The organism is Sulfolobus sp. A20, from assembly GCF_001719125.1.
Classification (GTDB): Archaea; Thermoproteota; Thermoprotei_A; order Sulfolobales; family Sulfolobaceae; genus Saccharolobus.
Genome location: NZ_CP017006.1, coordinates 392,803 through 412,858 on the forward strand (window position 1 = coordinate 392,803; position 20,056 = coordinate 412,858).

The 20,056-nt window shown below is 33.8% G+C and carries 25 protein-coding genes; 17 read left to right on the forward strand and 8 right to left on the reverse strand.

Annotated features, from left to right (window positions below; genetic code table 11):
- The first annotated feature begins 86 nt into the window (after window positions 1-86).
- Window positions 87-1,070, forward strand: coding sequence for an NAD(P)/FAD-dependent oxidoreductase (locus BFU36_RS01945; protein ID WP_069281835.1), 984 nt, complete (start codon window positions 87-89; stop codon window positions 1,068-1,070).
- The gene (locus BFU36_RS01950) at window positions 1,045-1,431 is read left to right on the forward strand and encodes a hypothetical protein (protein WP_069281838.1); all 387 of its coding nucleotides are present in this window, start codon (window positions 1,045-1,047) and stop codon (window positions 1,429-1,431) included. Before BFU36_RS01945 ends, BFU36_RS01950 begins: the two co-directional genes overlap by 26 nt.
- 281 nt (window positions 1,432-1,712) lie before the next feature.
- On the opposite strand, the gene BFU36_RS01960 is transcribed toward BFU36_RS01950, so the two are convergent.
- Window positions 1,713-2,039: a hypothetical protein gene (locus BFU36_RS01960; protein ID WP_069284540.1), complete on the reverse strand. Its 327-nt coding sequence runs from the start codon at window positions 2,037-2,039 to the stop codon at window positions 1,713-1,715.
- Window positions 2,036-2,254 carry a hypothetical protein gene (locus BFU36_RS13480; RefSeq protein WP_083216339.1) on the reverse strand — a complete coding sequence of 73 codons (219 nt, stop codon included), beginning with the start codon at window positions 2,252-2,254 and terminating at the stop codon, window positions 2,036-2,038. Before BFU36_RS13480 ends, BFU36_RS01960 begins: the two co-directional genes overlap by 4 nt.
- A 44-nt stretch (window positions 2,255-2,298) precedes the next feature.
- Between BFU36_RS13480 and BFU36_RS01965 the strand changes: the two genes are divergently transcribed.
- The 6 genes from BFU36_RS01965 (at window position 2,299) to BFU36_RS01990 (ending at window position 8,050) form a co-directional block, all read left to right on the forward strand.
- Window positions 2,299-2,892 carry a hypothetical protein gene (locus BFU36_RS01965; RefSeq protein WP_231961216.1) on the forward strand — a complete coding sequence of 198 codons (594 nt, stop codon included), beginning with the start codon at window positions 2,299-2,301 and terminating at the stop codon, window positions 2,890-2,892.
- Window positions 2,834-3,451 (forward strand): N-glycosylase/DNA lyase, encoded by a 618-nt coding sequence (locus BFU36_RS01970; protein ID WP_069281842.1) that lies wholly within the window; start codon window positions 2,834-2,836, stop codon window positions 3,449-3,451. The genes BFU36_RS01965 and BFU36_RS01970 overlap by 59 nt, the downstream gene beginning before the upstream one ends.
- Before the next feature lie 189 nt (window positions 3,452-3,640).
- The gene (locus BFU36_RS01975; RefSeq protein ID WP_069281844.1) at window positions 3,641-4,612 is read left to right on the forward strand and encodes an NAD(P)-dependent oxidoreductase; all 972 of its coding nucleotides are present in this window, start codon (window positions 3,641-3,643) and stop codon (window positions 4,610-4,612) included.
- The gene (locus BFU36_RS01980) at window positions 4,609-5,730 is read left to right on the forward strand and encodes an alanine--glyoxylate aminotransferase family protein (protein ID WP_069281846.1); all 1,122 of its coding nucleotides are present in this window, start codon (window positions 4,609-4,611) and stop codon (window positions 5,728-5,730) included. The genes BFU36_RS01975 and BFU36_RS01980 overlap by 4 nt, the downstream gene beginning before the upstream one ends.
- The gene (locus BFU36_RS01985; RefSeq protein WP_069281847.1) at window positions 5,721-6,017 is read left to right on the forward strand and encodes a DNA-directed RNA polymerase subunit K; all 297 of its coding nucleotides are present in this window, start codon (window positions 5,721-5,723) and stop codon (window positions 6,015-6,017) included. The genes BFU36_RS01980 and BFU36_RS01985 overlap by 10 nt, the downstream gene beginning before the upstream one ends.
- An 8-nt stretch (window positions 6,018-6,025) precedes the next feature.
- The gene (locus BFU36_RS01990; RefSeq protein WP_069281848.1) at window positions 6,026-8,050 is read left to right on the forward strand and encodes a DNA topoisomerase I; all 2,025 of its coding nucleotides are present in this window, start codon (window positions 6,026-6,028) and stop codon (window positions 8,048-8,050) included.
- A gap of 27 nt (window positions 8,051-8,077) precedes the next feature.
- Here BFU36_RS01990 and cdvC read toward each other — a convergent pair whose 3' ends face one another.
- Genes cdvC through cdvA form a run of 3 tightly spaced genes read right to left on the reverse strand, consistent with a single transcriptional unit; the run spans window position 8,078 to window position 10,793 of the window.
- Complete coding sequence (gene cdvC, locus BFU36_RS01995) at window positions 8,078-9,193, reverse strand: cell division protein CdvC (protein ID WP_069284542.1); 1,116 nt, start codon at window positions 9,191-9,193, stop codon at window positions 8,078-8,080.
- Between the two features lie 13 nt (window positions 9,194-9,206).
- Window positions 9,207-9,977: a cell division protein CdvB gene (gene cdvB, locus BFU36_RS02000; protein ID WP_069281849.1), complete on the reverse strand. Its 771-nt coding sequence runs from the start codon at window positions 9,975-9,977 to the stop codon at window positions 9,207-9,209.
- An 18-nt stretch (window positions 9,978-9,995) separates the two neighbouring features.
- Window positions 9,996-10,793 (reverse strand): cell division protein CdvA, encoded by a 798-nt coding sequence (gene cdvA / locus BFU36_RS02005; protein ID WP_083216340.1) that lies wholly within the window; start codon window positions 10,791-10,793, stop codon window positions 9,996-9,998.
- A gap of 97 nt (window positions 10,794-10,890) precedes the next feature.
- Here cdvA and BFU36_RS02010 point away from each other — a divergent pair, with 97 nt between their 5' ends.
- Window positions 10,891-11,142: a hypothetical protein gene (locus BFU36_RS02010; protein WP_069284544.1), complete on the forward strand. Its 252-nt coding sequence runs from the start codon at window positions 10,891-10,893 to the stop codon at window positions 11,140-11,142.
- On the opposite strand, the gene eno is transcribed toward BFU36_RS02010, so the two are convergent.
- A complete protein-coding gene (gene eno, locus BFU36_RS02015; protein WP_069281851.1) occupies window positions 11,139-12,398 on the reverse strand; it encodes a phosphopyruvate hydratase in 1,260 nt (419 codons plus the stop codon). The two genes, BFU36_RS02010 and eno, sit on opposite strands and share 4 nt — an antisense overlap.
- A gap of 19 nt (window positions 12,399-12,417) precedes the next feature.
- On the opposite strand from eno, the gene BFU36_RS02020 reads away from it, so the two are divergent.
- The 3 genes from BFU36_RS02020 to BFU36_RS02030 are packed head-to-tail and all read left to right on the forward strand — an operon-like array spanning window position 12,418 to window position 13,495.
- Window positions 12,418-12,741: a hypothetical protein gene (locus BFU36_RS02020; RefSeq protein WP_231961218.1), complete on the forward strand. Its 324-nt coding sequence runs from the start codon at window positions 12,418-12,420 to the stop codon at window positions 12,739-12,741.
- Between the two features lie 15 nt (window positions 12,742-12,756).
- On the forward strand, window positions 12,757-13,086 hold the full coding sequence (locus BFU36_RS02025) for a 3CxxC-type zinc finger protein (RefSeq protein ID WP_069281853.1): 330 nt from the start codon (window positions 12,757-12,759) through the stop codon (window positions 13,084-13,086).
- Complete coding sequence (locus BFU36_RS02030) at window positions 13,067-13,495, forward strand: signal peptidase I (protein ID WP_069281856.1); 429 nt, start codon at window positions 13,067-13,069, stop codon at window positions 13,493-13,495. The genes BFU36_RS02025 and BFU36_RS02030 overlap by 20 nt, the downstream gene beginning before the upstream one ends.
- Here the strand turns inward: BFU36_RS02030 and gcvPB are convergent.
- Together gcvPB and gcvPA are read right to left on the reverse strand one after the other, a co-directional pair.
- A complete protein-coding gene (gene gcvPB / locus BFU36_RS02035; protein WP_069281860.1) occupies window positions 13,488-15,014 on the reverse strand; it encodes an aminomethyl-transferring glycine dehydrogenase subunit GcvPB in 1,527 nt (508 codons plus the stop codon). The genes BFU36_RS02030 and gcvPB overlap by 8 nt on opposite strands.
- Window positions 14,998-16,362, reverse strand: a complete 1,365-nt coding sequence (gene gcvPA / locus BFU36_RS02040) for an aminomethyl-transferring glycine dehydrogenase subunit GcvPA (protein WP_069281862.1) — start codon at window positions 16,360-16,362, stop codon at window positions 14,998-15,000. The genes gcvPB and gcvPA overlap by 17 nt, the downstream gene beginning before the upstream one ends.
- Window positions 16,363-16,397: 35 nt before the next feature.
- On the opposite strand from gcvPA, the gene gcvT reads away from it, so the two are divergent.
- The 5 genes from gcvT (at window position 16,398) to BFU36_RS02065 (ending at window position 20,052) form a co-directional block, all read left to right on the forward strand.
- A complete protein-coding gene (gene gcvT / locus BFU36_RS02045) occupies window positions 16,398-17,438 on the forward strand; it encodes a glycine cleavage system aminomethyltransferase GcvT (protein ID WP_069281863.1) in 1,041 nt (346 codons plus the stop codon).
- A 14-nt stretch (window positions 17,439-17,452) separates the two neighbouring features.
- The gene (gene gcvH, locus BFU36_RS02050) at window positions 17,453-17,860 is read left to right on the forward strand and encodes a glycine cleavage system protein GcvH (protein WP_069281865.1); all 408 of its coding nucleotides are present in this window, start codon (window positions 17,453-17,455) and stop codon (window positions 17,858-17,860) included.
- Window positions 17,861-17,862: 2 nt separating this feature from the next.
- On the forward strand, window positions 17,863-18,609 hold the full coding sequence (locus tag BFU36_RS02055; protein WP_069281866.1) for a proteasome assembly chaperone family protein: 747 nt from the start codon (window positions 17,863-17,865) through the stop codon (window positions 18,607-18,609).
- 6 nt (window positions 18,610-18,615) lie between these two features.
- Window positions 18,616-18,981, forward strand: a complete 366-nt coding sequence (locus BFU36_RS02060) for an Hsp20/alpha crystallin family protein (RefSeq protein ID WP_069281867.1) — start codon at window positions 18,616-18,618, stop codon at window positions 18,979-18,981.
- 75 nt (window positions 18,982-19,056) lie between these two features.
- The gene (locus BFU36_RS02065; RefSeq protein ID WP_069281868.1) at window positions 19,057-20,052 is read left to right on the forward strand and encodes an AbrB/MazE/SpoVT family DNA-binding domain-containing protein; all 996 of its coding nucleotides are present in this window, start codon (window positions 19,057-19,059) and stop codon (window positions 20,050-20,052) included.
- Window positions 20,053-20,056: the final 4 nt, after the last annotated feature.

A 20,056-nucleotide genomic window follows, 5' to 3' on the forward strand; every position in this document is an offset into this window, starting at 1 on the left:
ATTATATCTTGGTTTAACAATAGATCATCACCTAATAATGGCTACTTTATATAAATATAAAATCATATAATTTATAAGATTTAGGAATGAGGGTAGCAATAATTGGAGGCGGAGTGGCAGGATCCACATTAGCGTATTTATTATCAAAGAAAGCCAATCATGAAGTCACAATCTTTGATATAAATGAGAAGTATGTTAAACCTTGTGGTGATATTGTACCAAATATCTATACACCACCTTTTAATTGGGAAGTTAAGTTTAACATAAAGAGGTTCTCCTTTCGCATAGATGGAGAAAGGATTTATGACGTAGAGTACTCTCATACTAAATGGCTAGTTATAGATAAGTGGAATTGGATAAATAGTATGCGTAAACACGCAAAGATCGTAGTTTCGCATGAAGCATTAAAAGAGAAATTTGATTATGTTATAGATAGCAGGGGTCCATATCCATTAGATAGGCAAGTAGTTTATACAACACGAGCAATAATTGAAACTAAGAGCTTTGATGATAAGGCGGTGATTGAGTTTAATACCAAGTATACTGGATTTTATTGGATATTTCCTAGTGGAGAAAATGAATATAATGTAGGGGCAGGGTTTTTGGAATATAAAAATTCTAAGAGTCTACTAAATGAATACTTGAGAGAGAGATTTAAGGATTATAGGATTAAGGACGTTAGAGGTGCCCCCATTAGTATCGGAATCCCTTCTATTAAGAAAGGTAGAGTAGGTGAGGCAAGAGGACTTGTATTTCCGTTGAGCGGAGAAGGAATTAGACCATCTGCCATTTCAGCTGAGTACGCGTTTGAAGCTATTCATAAGGGTAAGGAGCTGGATGACTATTTAGATGATAAGTTAAAAATTTTTGAAAAAAGGATAAATATTCAACTAATGTTGCTTAATATCTACAAATATTCGAGTATATCCTTGAGGAGAACTTTGATGAAAACGTTCTTTAAAAACGATGTACTCATAGACGCTTATTTGGAAGATAAGATAGATTTAGATGGTATAGTAGAATCAATTAAAAGTGTGAAAGGAAATGGATATATTAGTAGAGAATTCTAAGAGCAGATCTGGTAAACATGCTATAAGGACTTTGATATTCAAAATAGAAAAAGAAAGTATATCACAACTCGAGTTATCAGGTAAAAAGGTAAGCCCTACTTATGTAGTTGGTGATGCAAAAATCGTTAATTTACCTAATAAAGGAACTTTTGTTTACGTTCATCTATTGAAAAATATACAAGATAGAGTTGTTGGCAAAGTCATAGTTTATGAGGATGGAAGAGTCGTCTTGATTATGAAGTATAGAAAATTAAAGTTAAAAATAGTAGAGGGTGAAGGAAGGTATGCCGAATATGTGAAGAGAATTTTTGACAAGCTTAAGATACCAGTAAAGAAGATAAATACTAATATAAAAGTGTGATAGATAATGTTTTCCTTATCGTTTCAAGTCCTATCTGATGATCCTTTGAAGTTGAGGTACTTAACTCAATCAATTAATAATATTTTTAAGGATATATGTGAGCCAGTTAAGGTAGGCGCGTCTTATATATGTGCTCCTAGTCAAAATACACTGATATTACTTTATTTTAACTCTCAATCAATTAGGGATATGAATGTTCATCTTGAAATAATTTCTAACGATGCAATGTATATTACAAAAACTATTCAAGAAATCAATAATAGATTCAGAAGCCAAGGCTTTTATATAACTCTCTTAGAAACTTCAAGAACTTCTTTATAAATTTCGTATAATATTTTCTCATTTATTTGTATGTTCTTAACTTCTACTATAGCATTGCATAAATAGGTAGAAATTCTCGTCTTACATATTATTATCTTTTTGAGTGAGCCATTAGAAATTTTCTCATTCATATCTACATAAATTACTTTATTCTTGTCATCATCGACTAGCTTATTCTTAGAAAATTGCTTAATTTCTTGATTGATATCCATATAAATTATAGTACGATTTTCCTCATATATTATGGAAAATTTTAAATTATCAATGTAGTACTGAACTACGCTCATATTACTTGTACCAACTCTGTTCCACAATAAGGACATTTACCCTTGAGACCTCTTTTATCAGCTTCACAGAAGTAAGCAGAATATTTCTTCTCACATTTTGGACACTTATATACAATATCAGTTCCTATTACCAATTTCCTATTGCAAATCCTGCAATATACTGTAAGCCAGCCTAAATGACCGTAGGAGTTGGAACCCTTAATCCTTATGCTCAATCCTTTTCACCATATTTTCAACATCTATAATAACTTATATTTTTATGCATTCTGTTATACCTCAGTATTGTTTAAAAGAATTTTTAGTCTACAAATTACCTTATACTACTGTTATGAATTTGGCAGAGTATTATAAGCTACAGCCTTTAAATATAGCTGATATAATGCAAATCTTTACGCTACAAAAAGTTAAACAAGAGGAAATTATAGATGGCAAATTTGATTTGGAATCAGTTTCCCCTGATCCCACAACAGATATTGTAATCATAACCTATAAGAATGAGAGATATTTAAATGGAAACTTGAGTAATTTGGATTTCTATTTCTCAGAGCCATTAAATGTATTAGCAGTAGGAGTCCCTCAACAGTTAAACAATGAACAAGTTATAATTCAAAGGATTGATCTAAATGTTAATAGTGTCGTTGGCTTTACATTAGTTAAAAAAGATTTACCATTTATCATAATCTACTCAGATAAGGGAACTAAAATACTCTCGATGTCAGATCTCAATCCACCTAAACCCGTTGTAAAGAACAAGAAGAGATCAGTTAAAAAGAGAAAGAGGAAGAGTAAAAAACGTGCTAAGAAGTCTAGTTCAAAATCTCAAAATAAGAGCAAAAGTGTTAGAAAGGGTTGAGGAGTTTAAGTTAAATAATTCTGCTAGTGAGGATGTGTGGTTTAAGGAGTTAGTCCTTTGTATACTTACTGCTAATTCCTCGTTTATTTCAGCCTATAAAGCATTACAATGTTTAGGAGAAGATATTTATTACGCTAGTGAGGATAAATTACGTGACGATCTAATATCCTGTGGGTATAGGTTCTATAATTTAAAGGCTAGATATATGTTCTTAGCTCGTGAGCAAGTATATACAAAACTGAAAAGCCAGATTAAGCCCATTGCTGACTTAGATCAATTTCTAGCTAGGGAAAAGTTGTTACGAATTAAAGGCCTAGGAATGAAGGAAGCTAGTCATTTTCTGAGAAATGTTGGGTATTTCAATTTAGCTATAATAGATAGACACATAATCAGCTTTCTAAAAGAAATTGGAGTATTAAGAGAAGTTAAACATCTAACTAAAAAGAAGTACATATTTCTTGAAAATATTTTAAGAAGTATATCATATACATTAAATTTAGACGTAGGTGTGCTCGACTTATTTATATGGTATAAAGAGACTAAAACTATTGTAAAATAGCAATAAAAAATATAAACCAGTAATTGAACCTTTTAATGACTTTAAAATGCAACTACGATTGGTAAATCGAGTGTATCTAAAGATTAAAGGTAATAATTATTTCTCTAGTTCTTATTCTGTAAGTGCTTTTCCTATCTCATCATCATCATCATGTTAAACTAATTCTACTTCACCATGTGGTGATGTAGTATGGAGACTATCCAGAATGTTAACTCTTTAAATAAATTAAATCTAAAAGTAATAATAACCGATCCAGTTGATGAATACATGATAAAAACTTTACAAAGTTATGGTTTAGCTGTGGACTATAAGCCAGAAATATCTAGAGAAGAACTATTGAAGATAATCGATCAATACGAGATACTAGTAGTGAGAAGTAGAACTAAGGTAGACAAAGAAATCATAGAGAGAGGGAAGAATCTTAAAGTTATAGCAAGAGCTGGTATAGGATTGGATAATATAGATGTAGACGAAGCCTCTAAGAGGAATATAAGAATAGTTTATGCCCCTGGTGCTTCTACAGATTCTGCAGCCGAGCTAACTATAGGGCTGATGATAGTCGCTGCTAGAAGACTTTATGAGTCTATGAATATGGCTAAGGCTAACATATTTAAGAAAGTTGAAGGCACTGAGTTAGCTGGAAAAACAATAGGGATTATTGGCTTTGGTAGGATTGGAACTAAGGTAGCAAAAGTTTGTAAAGCATTAGATATGAGCGTAATAGTTTATGACATAGTAGATATTAAAGATAGAGCTAAACAATTAGGAGTAGAAATAGCTAATAGTTTAGAAGAGTTATTAAGCAAAGCCGATGTAATTTCTTTTCATGTAACTGTAGATAAAAACGCTAAGCCAATACTCGATGAACATAATTTCAAATATGTTAAAAATAATGCTATTATAATTAACACTAGCAGGGCAGTGATAGTGGATGGCAAAGCTCTTCTAAAATATATCAGAGAGAAGAACATAGTATATGCAACTGACGTATTTTGGCACGAGCCGCCAAAAGAGGAATGGGAATATGAATTATTAAGGAATGAGAGAGTAATAGTAACAACTCATATTGGTGCACAAACTAAAGAGGCTCAGCACAGAGTAGCTGTAGTAACTACAAATAACCTTGTAAACACGTTAAAGGAGATTGGTGTAATAACTTGATGCTAATTCCGGGTCCAGTAAACGTTCCACTAAGTGTATTGCAAGCTTCTCTAACTCTTGTTAATCATAGATCTGATAAGTTTAGAGAAACGGTAAAGAACTTAGAGTCTTTAATGATCAATCACTTCAATGCCACTAGAGTTGCTTTATTAAGCGGTTCCGGCACATTAGCCGTAGAGTCAATGGTCTTCTCCTTATTAAGACGAGGGGAAAAAGTGATAACATTTCCCTATGGAGAGTTTGGTAATAGGCTAAAAGATTCCTTGAATAGAAGAGGTGTAAAGGTAGTAAGTTATGAGAAGAAAGAAGGGGAATTCTTTACCATAGATGAGGTTAAAAAGGCTATAGAGGAAAATAAGGATGCTACAGCTGTAGCTCTAGTTCATAACGAGACGAGTGTTGGTATTGCGTTTAGGGATCTAGAAACTATCAGTAAAGTGGTTAAAGGTAGTGGACTTAAATTACTAGTGGATTCTGTATCAGGATTTGCTGCTTTCCCGCTTTATGTTAACAAGTGGAAAATAGATGCAGTAGCTACTGCAAGTCAAAAGGCTTTAGCTAGCATACCCGGCCTAGGCTTTGTAGCTTTATCAGATGACGGGATTAATGAGATAAATAGTTCTGATTTGCCAGCATATTTAGATTTAGGATTACATTTGAAATTTCAAGATAAGGGAGAGACACCATTTACGCCAACAGTTGGGGCATTTTTTGCTTCTGAGAAAGCTGCTAAAATATTAGATAGTGAAGGAATCCAAAATAGATGGAAGAGACATGAGGCATGTTCATTATATTTAAGGGGAATTATGAGTAAAATTGGTTTTGAAGTGTTAGGGAATATGAATAATTTCTCAAATACTGTAATAGCAGCATTCCCTCCTATTCCAGTTAATACGTTAATATCTGAATTAGCTAAGAGAAATATCGAGATTAGTAAAGGAATGGGAAACTTGTCGACTAAGATAATAAGAATAGGCATCTTAGGTGTAGTTGATGATAGGGCTCTAATTAAATTAGTTAATGCAATGAATGAGATCTTGCACACCAATATATATCAAGATCCACCTAACGATTGTAAGTTGCCGGAAGAGTTAAAAGCAGAAGTTATATGGGATTAAGGGGGAATTTAATTTTGTCTTCACAAGATTTACATTTTAATGAGATTTTCGTCTATTTATGGCAAAATAGGTTAACCAAGTATGAGAAAGCCAGAATAGTTAGTGCTAGGGCTTTACAGTTGGCCATGGGAGCTCCTGCACTTATTGATATAAGCAGTTTAAATACTCCAGATTTAGACGTTGTGACTATAGCTGAGGCTGAGCTTGAAAAGGGTGCATTACCGATTACTATTAGACGAAAGTTACCTAATGGTAAGGTGGTTTTAATATCGGTTAAGAAGAGTTAAATCATGAGATGGACTTATGTAATATCAACAATTTTAATCTTATAATTGCCGAAAAATCTAAAGCAGCTAAAAAAATTGCTGATGCACTCTCAGATAAACCCATATTGTGTAAAAAGTATGGTATCAGTTATTGGGTGATATTTTATAAAGGCACTCATTATGTTGTAGCCCCTGCTGCTGGACATTTATTTGGATTAGAAGGAAAAGACGGTTTTCCAGTCTTTGACGCTGAATGGAAACCTTTGTGGGATATTGATAAAACAGCGTATTATACAAAAAAATACTATAATCTTTTATCTCTTTTAAGTAAGAGAGCGAAAAGTTTTATCAATGCTTGTGATTACGACGTAGAAGGGTCTGTAATAGGCTATTTAATAATAAAATTTCTTGGTGACGTTAAGAGAGCAAAAAGGATTAAATTCTCAGCTTTAACCAAAAGTGATATAATAAATGCATTTAACAATATTTCAAATTTGGATTATAATATGATATCAGCTGGAATAGCTAGACACAAAATAGATTGGATATGGGGGATTAATATAAGTAGAGCATTGATGATAGCGTTGCATAGTATAACTAAAAAAAGAGTTATATTAAGTGCAGGTAGAGTACAAAGTCCTACATTAGTTCAAGTCGTTAATTCTGAAGTTCAAAGAAATTTGCATATTCCGTTACCCAAATTCGGGATAACAATAACGGTAAAGTTTGGTGATTTAACGTTTAATATCTCGTTAGACAAGCAATTCGATAAATTAGATGACGCTAAAAAATTTCTGAATAATATTATCGGAAAAAGAGTAAAGATCGTAGAGAGGAAAACGGATTTTAAGATTATAGAAAGACCTTCCCCATTTAATCTTACTGACCTCCAAGTTGAAGCGGGTAAACTGTTCGGAATCTCACCATATAATGTGGAGAAAATAGCTGAAGAATTGTATTTAGATGGTCTAATAAGTTATCCTAGAACTAATAGTCAAAGAATTCCTAAAACGGTCAATATATTTGAAATTGTACAAAATCTCGAGAGGACACAGTATAGAAAATTGATAGGGCTAGTAAAAGAGATGACTGGTAATAAATTTATTGTTAGGCAGGGTCAGAAGGATGACCCTGCTCATCCAGCTATCCATCCTACCGGTCAACTTAATACTAAATTAGTTGGAAACAGGTTCAAATTATATGATTTAATAGTAAGACGATTTTTAGCTTCAATATCTAAAGATGCTAAAGTCAGTATAGTAACCTATCAAATTAAGGGTATCAGAACGGACGTTTCGTTTTCCCTATCGTTCAATAAAATAGTCGAGAGGAATTGGCTCGACTTATACCCTTATCACTATATTAAGGAGGATAAAGTGATTGATCTTAAAGTTGGTGAGGAAGGTATTGTCACGAGTGGCAGAGCTAGAATTGTATTAAATAAATCTGATGCCAGATTCACTAGGGTGAGTTTACTTAAGTGGATGGAATCTTCTGGGCTAGGGACGGAAGCTACACGTGGTCGAATAATCGAATTACTGATAAAGAGGAAATATGTTAAATTAAATGGGAGGTATCTAGTGCCTACTGAACTTGGATTTTACGTAGCAGATATATTGAATAAGTTTTTCCCAGTTATAGTTGATGTAAAGTTGACTGCAGACATGGAAAATAGATTAGAGATGATAAAGTTAGGTAAGGTTTCAGAAGAGGAGGTAGTAAAATATAATATAGAGAGATTAAATCAATTTATTAAAGAATATGAAAAAAATAAGGAAAACGTGGGGATATGGTTAGGTAAAGCATTGGGATTTTTAAGATATAATAAATGCAAGTATTGTAACTTTGAAAGTTATAAGGACGATTTATGTGTGTATCATTATACTGCTAAACGTAAACTATTAGATTCTTTGAATGTCTGGAAAGAAAGAACTGGTTATGCTGAAGATAAAATATTGAAGAAATTATACAGCAGTAAAATTACAGGTATATATATAAAGGACGTCATAAAAGATTTTATGAGTAATGATGAAAGTCATGCCAAGCCGATTTAATGAGGTATACTCTGGGGTATCTGAATATTATAGTGCTTTAAACTTCTCAGTCCAAGCTTCATAAGCCTTTATAAGTTCTTGATTAACACTAGGCATCCTAACCTTCAATATTTCTTTAAAGTCTTCCATCGAAACTGGTCTAGGTTCTGTTAAGTTATTCTTAAACATTTCTTTTATCACTTTAATGTGAGCTGACTGTACTATATCTCTGATGTCACTACTCGTATAACCTTCAGTCATCTTAGCTAATTCTTCAAGACTCACATCATTAGCTAGTTTAATTTTTGATGTATAATACTTGAATAATGATAGTCTTTGTTCATAATCTGGTAACTTAACATAAATCCTTTTCTGGAATCTTCTTAGGAAAGGTTCGTCAAGTCTCCAGGGCTTATTGGTTGCGCCTACAACATAAACCTTATAATTCTCTGACTTATCAAGTAGACCATCCATTTCCTTCAGAAACTGGTTTCTCACTCTAGCTTCTCCACCTACTTCCGTTGAATACACTCCTAGCAAGGCATCTATTTCATCTATAAATATAATTGCTGGCTTATTTTGTTTTTTTGATTCTTCTCTAGCCATTTTGAAAGTATTAGCTACGTTTTTCTCAGCCTCGCCTAACCATTTAGACATTACTGAAGCAGCGTCTAACTGGATGAATATCGAGTCTATCTCGTTTGCAACAGCAGCTGCTATCATAGTTTTACCGCATCCTGGTGGGCCATAAAGTAAAATTCCTCTAGGCCATCCCAACGGGAATAGGTCTGGTCTTTTAGTAGGATATATAATAGCCTCTTTTAATGCCTCTTTAACTTCTTCTAGACCTACAATTTCATTAAATGAGACTTTAGGTTTCTCAGTTATTATTACTTCTTCATTACCCTTTCCGGTACTATCTCCATCCTCTGAAACTGGGACTAGCTTTTGAAGATAATTTATTCTTTTCTTGTACTCGTTTATCATTTGCTCATATGCGGTTTTAGCTACTGAATCCGGATATAAGGTTATGATTTGAACTAATACATCTATTGCCTTCTTATAATATGTTATCGCATCATCTACCTTACCCTCTTTATCAGCTTTCACGGCTAGTATAGCATATTTTCTCGCCATATCTTCTAGCATTACTTGGGCGCTCATTAGGTTCACCATTCTAACTTTCCACTGAGATTAGACCTTTACTTTTCATCACTTCTAACAACTTTAGTACTTCTTGTTTATCCACCCCATATGATCTACTGAAGTGCTCAATATCCAAGAACCCACCATTAGTCATTATGTAATCTAGAATCTCTTTCTCTGTAACTTTCTTGATACTTACCTTTTGTAGTCTTGGTTGTTCTATCGGAGGATGTGGAAGATCAGGAAGTAATTCTTTTACCTTAATTTCTGCCATCTTCTGAGCCTCGTCTAGTATTTGCCTAGCTTGTTCGTCTACTACTGCTGGAATTACACCCCTATCATTTATAGTCCCAGTTTCCACAGCGATGCCATTTACGCTGCTTATTATTGAATCCAAAGCTATCGCGACTTCTGGAGCTATTCCCTTTATCTGATCTTTCAAATCACCTAATATCTTTGCCACCGGATATAGAACTAAAGATACTCCTTGCAATTCTTGAACAGTATCTAACTTTAATCTAACCTTCTCTATCGCAAGAAATGCAGTATAGATCACTTTAATTATCTTCCTTATGTCAGCTATTTCTTGAGCGTAGATTTTTGCCTTAGCATCATCTCCTTCTACTTGTGCTCTCACTACTTTCTCAAATAATTCTTTGTCTCTATCCTTTAACCTTCTTATAGCTTCCTCTAATCTGGTTTGCTGGTCCTTTAGCTTAAGGGATATTTCAGTAAGTATCTTACCTAGTTGAGCTTTTCGTTTCTTCTCCGCATTAAAAATAAATGATAACTTTTCTAGCATTCTAACTCACTAACTTGATCAAAGAGTATTTATTACCTTTACTGGTATAGGCAATGGTATTTCCGATTTGGATTGATCAGCCTTTGTATCGTTCTGCTGTTGCGTAGTTAAGGAGCCTAAAGGCTTAAGTTCTATAGATTCCTTATCTAATGAGTCTAGTCTATCTAGTGTCTTCCTTATATCATCTCTCTCTAGAGTATAACTCTCTTTAGATTGCCTTAGTATCTCAACAGAGTTCTTATATGCTGTTTCAGGGACCTCTGAGGAGATATAACTCATCTTTAAGGAAATTATAGCTTTATCTAAATGTGACAATTGATCTTCAATCTCATTTAATCTTACCTTCAATTTTCCCTTCAGTTTACTTTGCTCGTCCTTTAACTTTAGCATCTCTGTGTCCAATTTTCTCTTCATCTCATCATACTCGCTCTTAGGAATCTCTTGTTTGTTAAATAACTCCTCTAATGCTCTCTGCCTCTTTCTGATTTTTTCCATTAAGGTTAATATTCTCATAGCTTCTGCTTTCCAATCTGGTAGTATTGATATACTATCTCCATCAAACTTTATTCTTTCTGGTTCTACTGTCATTATTGAGTTTCCTTGAGATACTTCTATTCCGGTAATAGTCCCATCTATCTCACTGTAAACGTGAACTAAATAACCAAGCTCTCTACTATATATGTCTTTAATTTTTTGTCCTATGAATTTCGTTAGCACTTCGTACGAAACGGGCATGGTAATACTCCTCAAAAATATTTGGTCTTTTAAGTAATACTTATAAACATTAGGGCTCGTCAGAAGGTAGAGACTCATCATTCAATAAGAGCTTTTAACCCTCATCATCTTGATGAAAATATTATGTAATCAACCTTAAAAAGCATAGTCTACATTAATTTTATTTTTGAATGCAGATATGACACTTCAAGCACTTAGCAATATTACATCCCAACTATCTCATATCGTCAGCAAAATAAACGTAGAACCATTGAGCTATACGCTGGTTATTATAGGATTCGTTCTCTTGTTAATTATAATAATAGGAGGAGTTGTGTATGGTTTAGTTAAAGTAGCTAAAGCAGTACCTTCAATGTCAACTAAAGAATTTATCTTATTTCTATTAGCTATAGCAATATTTCTAGTAGTTCTAGGTATATTATTGCCTTAAAGCCAAAAATATTTTCCATTATATTCTATTTCATATTTATTTTCTATTTCTAATAATCTGTTATATTTACTAATTCTTTCGCCTCTTGCCGGTGCTCCAGTCTTTATGAAATCTGAGGAGACTCCTACTGCTAAGTCTGCTATAAAGTTATCTTCTGTCTCTCCACTTCTATGGCTTATTATCGTCTTAATTGAATTACTTCTAGCTAAATCTATAAATTTGAATGTTTCAGTTAAAGTGCCAACTTGATTTGGTTTTACGATAACTCCTCTAGTAGATTTTTTATCTATTCCAGTTTTTAAATATTTTATATTAGTAGCATAAATATCATCTCCAGTTACGATTGTGTTCTTTAATTTGCTTTGAAGCTCGCTAAATTTTTCAAATGAATTTTCTTCAAAAGGATCCTCTAAGTAAATTATAGGATATTCTGAAGCCAGCTGAAGGTAATATTCTTCCAATTTATCTGGAGAAAATTCTTTATCGTCTAGAGTATAAGTATTTTTCTTCTCGTTAAAGAATTCTGAAGACGCTGCATCCATGCCTAGGAATACTTGTTTTTCATAGCCAAGATTTTTGATAGAAGCAACGAGAAGATCTAGTGCATCTCTAGTGTTTTCTAGAGGTGGAGAAAATCCTCCTTCGTCACCAACTGCCGTGAAGATCTTACCATATCTTTCAGCTATTAAATTCTTTAGACTTCTATAAATTTCAAGGGAAGCCATTAAAGCTTCCTTAAAGGTCTTAAAATTCGCTGGAATTATTATGAATTCTTGGATCTTTAGTTTATTTCCGGCATGAACTCCCCCATTGATAATGTTAAGCAGAGGAATCGGAATCCTAGAATATTTGGGTCCAGAGATGTATTGGAAAGTTTCAAGTTGTAAGGCTTTAGCAGCTGTCTTTAAAACAGCTATAGAAGTGGCTATCATAGAGTTTCCTCCTATTTTGCTCTTATTCTCTGTTGAGTCCATTTGGATTAATGTATTGTCGACTTTTGTTTGATCTCTAACATCAAAGCTGTGTAACGAGGGGTCTACTACGTAATTAACTATTTCTACAGCCTTTTTGACGCTTAGAGTAGCTGGGTCTCTGATTTCTATAGCCTCTTTTGTTCCTTTAGAAGCACCAGCTGGGGCATCTCCAAAAGACTCTATTCCTCCCTTAGTTCTTACGAATACTCTTAAAGTTGGGTTCCCTCTCGAATCTATTATTTCGATTCCTCTTATTCTATCTATCAAGAAATAGTTAGTCATATAAATCCCCTTATACTGTATGAATCAACAGATATTAATGCTAATGATAAATGTTAGCGTTGAGTCTCTTATCTTCTTCATTTATGGTATTCTATCACCAATTTACTATATTATCCTTAAAGATAAGATAAGCAATGAAAGAGCATTCCTTACAGCGTGGATTCTAGCTCCTCACTTAGTTGGTTTTGTTTACTCTCAATCTGTTTGGTTAGATATTGTGTTGATAATGTCGTTGTTTTGTGATTTTATTTTATTATATAAAAATGGATTAAAAGTAATATATTCTGGTTCGCCATTTCTGGTTATTGCTATAGTTATACAGATATTTTTAAAATCCCTTTAAAAGACTATAGAATTGATGCCAAAAAAGAAACAATCTGACCCATACGTTTGCCCAAACTGTGGTAATAGGGCTGAGAAGCCAGATAAGACGTGGCAATTGATATCTCCACTTCCAGATTCCTACGGAAGAATAACAATAACCGTAATGGGTTCATTTACATGTAGTAATTGTGGTAATAAATGGAAAGCAGTAGTATCTAAGATTAAGGCTGGAGGTTCTTCCGTAGAAATTGAAGGGAAAAAAGGCGTAAAGAAAATCGAGTCTAAGGATTCTAGCCAAAAAGAAGAAGAGGGAGAGGTAATAGAATTGGATTTAAGTGATCTTGATGAAGATGAAGAAGAGTGATATTGCAATAATTCTAATTATAGCCTTAATATACGTCATAATGTTCTCTAATATAGTCCAGAGTGCAAGCGTAGAAGGTGTCTCAATGTATCCTGTATTTCAAAATGGAGCGCTGACCTTCTATACTCAGCCTGTTAATGTACAAGTAGGAAATATTATAATATATAGATCACCATATTATAATAATTACGTAATTCACAGGGTAATAGGGATAAATCAAGATAGTAATTATGTAACGCAAGGTGTAGATAAAATAACTAATCCTTTACCGGATAATAGAATAGGGTTAGAGCCAATAAATGGTATACCTCATAACCTAGTTGTTGGAAAAGTTTTAGAAGTAGATAACGTAACATTTTCAATACCATATCTTGGATACATTTCAATATTGTTTTCCTCTATTATTTAAGTGAAGATATTTTGCCTAATTTTCTTAGCCTTAACACTCTATATGTAGGCGTTATACTAGTAGGATGATTAGCATATACTTGATCAAGTCTCTTTATTGAAGTATTACTAGGGCTATCCATTACTGCTTTAGGATTAGTTTTAGCAATTTCCACAATCTTTTTCAAAACATCTGCAAATTGATCTAGTGTTTCCTTCGTTTCAGTCTCAGTAGGTTCTATCATTAACGACTCTTCAATGATAGGCGGGAAGTAAATGGTCGGGGCATAAAATCCATTATCTAATAGAGCCTTAGCAATGTCGTTTGCAGTTACGCCATATTTATCAGCTAACGGTTTCGCACTAAATACTACTTCGTGCTTTCTAGGTCTGTTGGGTGCAATTAACTCTAATTCTTTAACTTCCTTAAGTTTGGCTATTAAGTAGTTTGTAGCTAGTGTACTCATCTTACCTACAGCTTGAACTCCTTGAGGACCTAATCCTAAAATATAAGTATAACTTCTCGCTAGGTTCCCTACATTTCCGTAGAAAGTGGCTATTTTTCCTATGGTATTTTTTGGAATTTTACTCAAACTATATTTCCCATTTATTTTGTCTACTATCGGATACGGTAAATAATCTTTCAATTCACCTTTGGCACATATTACTCCAGCACCTGGACCTCCACCACCATGTGGTACAGCAAAGGTTTTATGAAGGTTTAAGTGTACTATATCAAACCCCATATCGCCTGGTCTGCTAATTCCTAATATTCCATTCAAATTGGCTCCATCGTAATATAGAATTGCATTCTCATTGTGAATCGTCTTGGATATCTCTAAAATATTCTCCTCAAACAATCCTAAAGTATTTGGATTAGTTAACATAAATCCTGCTGTTCTCTGATTTACTACTTCTCTTAGGATATCTAAATCCACTAACCCCTCGCTATTAGACCTAACATAAATTACTTTATAACCAGCCATTGACGCACTAGCTGGATTAGTCCCATGAGCGGTATCAGCAACTAGAACTTCATCCTTATATGCTCTATTATTAACTTTATGATATTTCTTCATCATTAGGACACCGGCTAATTCTCCAGCTGACCCAGCAGGTACTTGAAGACTGCACTCGTCCATTCCAGTTATTTCAGCAAACCACTGCTGTAACTCATACATCATCTCTAGAATACCCTGCACGAAATCTTCATCTTCAAGTGGATGATGACTTTCAGTTATCTTACTTGAAGCCTCCTCAATTTTCGGATTATATTTCATTGTACAAGATCCTAAAGGTACCATGCCGTTATCTACACCAAAGCTCATTTGAGAAAGTCTAACGTAATGCCTTATAACTTCTGGTTCAGATAATGAGGGCAGTTCTGGGGAGCTTTCACGTATCAAATTACGCGGAATTTCAATATCTTTAACCAAGTTTCTTATTTCCTCATCCTTATTGATTAATACCCCCTGCCTCGTTTTTTCGTGCGGATTTATTTCAAATATTAATGGTTCGTCCCATTTAGCTTGTTTCCACATTTCCAATCGCCTCTGCTAAAACTGAAGCTAAAGTATCTATCGATTGCTTATTATGAACTTCTGTAAAACAGAATAACGCTGTGTTTTCGGATATTTTTAGCCCTCCTTGTATCTTATGACGTTTTAGCATCTCCTTAATTATATCATATTTCGTAGGAAATTTCAACACAAATTCTTCGAAGAAATCAGACTTAAATGCTCTAGTTATTCCACTAATTTGAGTTAATTTTTTCATCGCGTAATGGCTCCTATAGTAAATTTCTTCTGCAAGTTCCCTTATTCCATCCTTTCCCAATAGGCTGAGATATACAGCATTTGCTATAGCCATCAGTCCTTCATTGGTAGTTATATTTGACGTAGCTTTTTCCCTTTTTATAAACTGCTCTCTCGTCTGAAGAATTAGAGTGTACCCTCTATTTCCTTCTGAATCCCTAGTAATTCCAACTATTCTCCCAGGCATCTGCCTTACTAGGGAAGCATCCCATCTTACTGCAAATATTCCCATAAGAGGTCCGCCGAAATTCATGGACAAACCTAGTTCTTGTCCATCCCCGACAGCTACATCAATATCGTATTGTCCAGGAGGTTTTATTAATCCTAACGATAATGGGTTTACACCCATTATGCTAATGGCTTTCTTATGTTTAGCAAGATCAACTATATGCTCAATATTTTCTTCAAAAACACCAAAGAAATTAGGCTGCTGGACATAAACAGCAGTAACGTCATCATTAAACTTCTTCTCAAGATCATTTATATCAATTTCACCTTTCTGTCTATCATATTTAACTTCAACTACCTTTAAGTCCTTACCTTGTATCCATGTGTTTAATACTTCCTTATGGAATGGATTGGAATTTTCTGGTACTAATACAGTTTTCTTACCATTGACTCTATTTGCCATTAACACAGCTTCAGCTAACGCTGAACCCCAGTCATACATTGAAGAATTTACTACCTCCATTTCCAACAATTCAGCCATTAAGCTTTGATATTCAAATAACGCTTGTAGTAGTCCTTGTGATATTTCTGGTTGATAAGGAGTATATGCAGTATAAAATTCTGATCTACTAGTGATAAATTTAACTGCGTAAGGGACGTAATGTGGGCAGATTCCCCCACCTATAAATGGTGGGGCAGCTAAGTCAACGTTCCTATTAGCCTTTTTATTGATTTCTTCTAGTATCTCATATTCCGATAATGGCTTACCTTTTCCAACGTTGAGTAGTCTTTTTAATTTAAGTTCCTCCGGGATGTCTCTGAATAACTCATCGATATTATTTATTCCAATCTCCTTTAGCATATCTTCTACCGAACTTAAGTTTGGAAGCCAAGGATGCTTATCCATAAGTCTTAATACATTTTGAGACACTTTTATAATATATGTTTGTTTCACCGCTTTATGACGTTGAGGAAAAGTTAGGGGCGAATTTCGGAGAGTTCGCCAACTGGGAAATGCCAATGAGTTTTACGAATTACATGGAAGAACATATGGCTGTGAGAAATAGTGTAGCGTTCTTCGACCTATCTCATATGGGCAGATTAAGAGTTAAAGGTGATCCTAAAGAATTTGATATGTTAATAGCTAAGGAGATAAATAATTCTAAGGATGGGAACATGATAGGACCTACTGCTTTTCTGAACGATAGAGGCGGATTTATTGATGATGTAATGGTCTACAAGGTGTCATCCAATGAATGGTTAATAGTTACTAACGCGATAAATAGAGAAAATGTGATAAAATGGATAAGAAATAACTCCAATTTAGACGTGGAAGATTTAACGTTCAAGTACGTTATGATAGCTATTCAAGGTAGGAAATTTGAGGATGTTATAGGCAAGATTGATCTCATGCCCTTACAATTTAAATTGAATTCTAAGTTCTTGGATTATAATGTTTTTTTAATAAGCAGATCCGGTTGGACTGGAGAGAATGGAGTAGAAGTATGGGCAAGTGAAGAAGTCGGAAAACAAATAATCCTTTCATTATCGAAAACTGGTGTTAAGCCAGCTGGTCTGATAGCCAGGGATAGCTTAAGGCAAGAAATGGGCTTTGTCCTTTACGGTGAGGATATTGACGATAGGATAACTCCAGTTGAAGCTAGATACTGGGTTTTCTCGCTAAATAAAGATTTTGTAGGTAAACAAGCTATAATTCAGCGATTGGAATCCGGGGTAGATAGGTTTAGGATAGGATTTAAGATGAAGAAAGGAGAAAGATTTATTCCTAGACATCTATCTAAGATTTATTCTATGTCGAGGGAAATAGGGTACGTAACTAGTAGTACATTTTCCCCCTACTTAAATAGAGCTATAGGTATGGGCTATGTAGAATCTAAGTATTTCTTCCTAGGCTATAGTCTAACAGTTAACATAAGAGATAAACAATATGATATAAAAGTTGACGAATTTCCATTTATTTAGTAGGGTAGTTATTCATGAGTGAAGTTAAGGTAGGTAGGTATATAGTTTTAAGGGATAGATTTTATACCGAGACAGATGAATGGATAAAATTTGAAGATAGTATTGCAACGGTTGGCATAACGGATTATGCTCAAAAGAAGTTAAGGGATATTGTTGGCATAGAGCTACCTCAAGTGAATAGGGAGGTTAATGCAGGAGATTCTGTAGGTGTTATAGAATCCGTGAAGGCATCAGCTGATATATATTCGCCATTAAGCGGTATAATTGTAGAGGTTAATCAAAAATTAGTAGAGCATCCTGAGATTATAAATAAGGATCCCTATGGTGAGGGATGGATATTTAAGTTGAGAGTTTCTAGAGTCGAAGAAAAAGAAAAATTACTTAGTGCTGATAAATATATAGAGAAAATAAAGGGTGGTTAAGTATGCAAGAGAGTTTTGACATCAGAGAAAGGTACATCCCACAGTTGCAGAAACCTACCTACTTAATAGTAAGTTTGCCTGATGCTGGATTAGTAGGAAGTATAGCTGGGGAATTTCTTATTAGCCACCTTAATTTAAAGGAGTTCGGAGAAGTTTTCTCTCATAAATATCTACCACCAATATCACATATAATTAATGGTGTAGCAAAATCTCCATTACGTTTGTATCATTCAGATAATTTCATTTTATTACATTCGTGGGTAGCAATTCCAGCTAATGGGTTATACCCCTTATCTCAACTCGTAACAGAATACGCAGAGAAATACGGTATAGGTACTATAATATCAATGACAGGTGTACCAATCTCAAATAGGTTAGATTTAGACAAGCCAACTCCATATTGGATAGCTAATTCGGAAGAATTTGCCAAAGAGTTAGAGTCCTTAAACTTAATGAAAAAGTTTGAAGAAGGGTATATTTCTGGACCTTATGCACCGATATTACTAGAATCCAGTAAAAAGTCTATAAGAAATATTATAATAGTAGTTGAATCATTTCTAGATCTACCGGACCCTGAAGCTTCTGCAATAGCAATTGATATTTTGTCTAAGATGGTGGGGTTTAAAGTAGATACTTCCTCTTTGCTTAAGGAAGCAGAAGAAATCAGAGGTAAAATAAAAGGGTTAATGCAACAGACGAGGCAAGAAATTCCTAATTATAGTGGACTAAGACCATACACTTATGCGTGACCTTGCATGCCAGCATATAAGGATTTATATGATCTTATTAGATCGATTGTGCAGAAGGAAATAAGTAAAGTAGAAAAAGAATTTGAGAGGATAGAAAAAGAGTTAAAGGAAGAGTTAGGGGAGTTTAGCTCCCCGTTATATACTGTTTACGAGAATGATGATTACTATTACTACTTAATCGACGTGCCAAATCTTGATTTATCTACTGTTTTCGTAAAGATTGAAAAAGGATACTTAAAAATAAAATGTAAGGATAAGCTGAACAAGAGCTACGCATTAAATATTCCTTTACCAGACGACGCTGATGCTGATACTCTCACCTTATCTAGAGCTAAGTGGTTATTAAGGATATCTTTGAAGCGTAAAAAATAACGTAAATGTCTTTTCTAAGTATTTGAAAGACTTTTATAAACAGTGTTTAAGTAATGTAATATAGAGGGGCTATTTTTGACTGCTGAGGAGAAAAAATCTAGGGAAATTGAGACTAGAAAAGTACAGAAATTAGGTTCATCTTCCTTATTCATTACTTTACCTAAAAAGTGGGTTAGTAAATGGAATATAAAGGCTGGTGATAAGGTTATTTTAGAGTCCTCTGATGATGGAAGTTTAAGATTAGTAGCTGAAAAAGCCAAGTCAAATATTAATAAAAAATATATTTCGATTGATTTAGATTTCTTAAAGCAATCAATTTCTACCGTGATTCCGTGTTTATACTCTTTAGGTTATGATGAAATTTCCTTTGAAACTAAGAAAGAGTTTAATAAGAAGGACATAGAAGACGCTATGTTAATATCGAAGCAACTAGTTGGTGCAGAAGTTACTGAAAGTTCAGAGAAGAGAATAAAAATAGAATGCCTTTTGGATACTGAAAAACTTGGCGTAGAATCATTACTTAGGCGTATATTGAACATCATTTCTAAGAGAATAGATAGTCTGGTAAGTGTTATATCGGGTAATAGTAGTAACGTAAGTGATTTACTATCAAATGATGACTTAAAGAAAATACATTTAATGCTATTGAGAAGAATAATAGGAAGCAAGTTCCAATCTAATAATGAATATTATAGAAATTCTTTCATATTAATAAATGTACCATTGCTTATGAACGTCGATTACATAATTTCCCGCTTAATTATATCAGCTAGTAAAATAGATAATAAAGAGTTTGTTGAGCCTTTAAAGACAATACTCAATAACATTAATGATGTATTAGATGAGATAATAATGAGTATTTTATTTCCCAGCGTAAAGAGAATATCAAATGGGTTTAATTTAATTGCTCAAATAAGACAAACTTTATTTGAAATTAAAGATAATTTGCCACAATCATTTAGTTTGTATTTAGAAGATTTAGTGAATTTATTAGAAAATGCTCTCAACAACTCTATGTGTAGCATTTTCCTAGAGGATTTGCCTTGGATAGAAAAAGATTTAACAAGCTAAAAAG

Excerpts from the sequence above, each read along its gene's own strand:
- BFU36_RS02055 (WP_069281866.1), top strand. The coding sequence starts at position 17,863 with ATGCAAGAGAGTTTTGACATCAGAGAAAGGTACATCCCACAGTTGCAG.
- gcvT (WP_069281863.1), top strand. The coding sequence starts at position 16,398 with ATGTTTGTTTCACCGCTTTATGACGTTGAGGAAAAGTTAGGGGCGAAT.
- eno (WP_069281851.1), bottom strand. The coding sequence starts at position 12,398 with ATGACTAACTATTTCTTGATAGATAGAATAAGAGGAATCGAAATAATA.
- gcvH (WP_069281865.1), top strand. The coding sequence starts at position 17,453 with ATGAGTGAAGTTAAGGTAGGTAGGTATATAGTTTTAAGGGATAGATTT.
- BFU36_RS02030 (WP_069281856.1), top strand. The coding sequence starts at position 13,067 with ATGAAGATGAAGAAGAGTGATATTGCAATAATTCTAATTATAGCCTTA.
- BFU36_RS02025 (WP_069281853.1), top strand. The coding sequence starts at position 12,757 with ATGCCAAAAAAGAAACAATCTGACCCATACGTTTGCCCAAACTGTGGT.
- gcvPA (WP_069281862.1), bottom strand. The coding sequence starts at position 16,362 with ATGGATAAGCATCCTTGGCTTCCAAACTTAAGTTCGGTAGAAGATATG.
- BFU36_RS02060 (WP_069281867.1), top strand. The coding sequence starts at position 18,616 with ATGCCAGCATATAAGGATTTATATGATCTTATTAGATCGATTGTGCAG.
- cdvA (WP_083216340.1), bottom strand. The coding sequence starts at position 10,793 with ATGATGAGTCTCTACCTTCTGACGAGCCCTAATGTTTATAAGTATTAC.
- BFU36_RS01985 (WP_069281847.1), top strand. The coding sequence starts at position 5,721 with ATGGGATTAAGGGGGAATTTAATTTTGTCTTCACAAGATTTACATTTT.
- BFU36_RS02020 (WP_231961218.1), top strand. The coding sequence starts at position 12,418 with ATGAATCAACAGATATTAATGCTAATGATAAATGTTAGCGTTGAGTCT.
- BFU36_RS01950 (WP_069281838.1), top strand. The coding sequence starts at position 1,045 with ATGGATATATTAGTAGAGAATTCTAAGAGCAGATCTGGTAAACATGCT.
- BFU36_RS01960 (WP_069284540.1), bottom strand. The coding sequence starts at position 2,039 with ATGAGCGTAGTTCAGTACTACATTGATAATTTAAAATTTTCCATAATA.
- BFU36_RS01965 (WP_231961216.1), top strand. The coding sequence starts at position 2,299 with ATGCATTCTGTTATACCTCAGTATTGTTTAAAAGAATTTTTAGTCTAC.
- cdvC (WP_069284542.1), bottom strand. The coding sequence starts at position 9,193 with ATGAGCGCCCAAGTAATGCTAGAAGATATGGCGAGAAAATATGCTATA.
- cdvB (WP_069281849.1), bottom strand. The coding sequence starts at position 9,977 with ATGCTAGAAAAGTTATCATTTATTTTTAATGCGGAGAAGAAACGAAAA.
- BFU36_RS01990 (WP_069281848.1), top strand. The coding sequence starts at position 6,026 with ATGGACTTATGTAATATCAACAATTTTAATCTTATAATTGCCGAAAAA.
- BFU36_RS01975 (WP_069281844.1), top strand. The coding sequence starts at position 3,641 with ATGGAGACTATCCAGAATGTTAACTCTTTAAATAAATTAAATCTAAAA.
- BFU36_RS02010 (WP_069284544.1), top strand. The coding sequence starts at position 10,891 with ATGACACTTCAAGCACTTAGCAATATTACATCCCAACTATCTCATATC.
- gcvPB (WP_069281860.1), bottom strand. The coding sequence starts at position 15,014 with ATGTGGAAACAAGCTAAATGGGACGAACCATTAATATTTGAAATAAAT.
- BFU36_RS01945 (WP_069281835.1), top strand. The coding sequence starts at position 87 with ATGAGGGTAGCAATAATTGGAGGCGGAGTGGCAGGATCCACATTAGCG.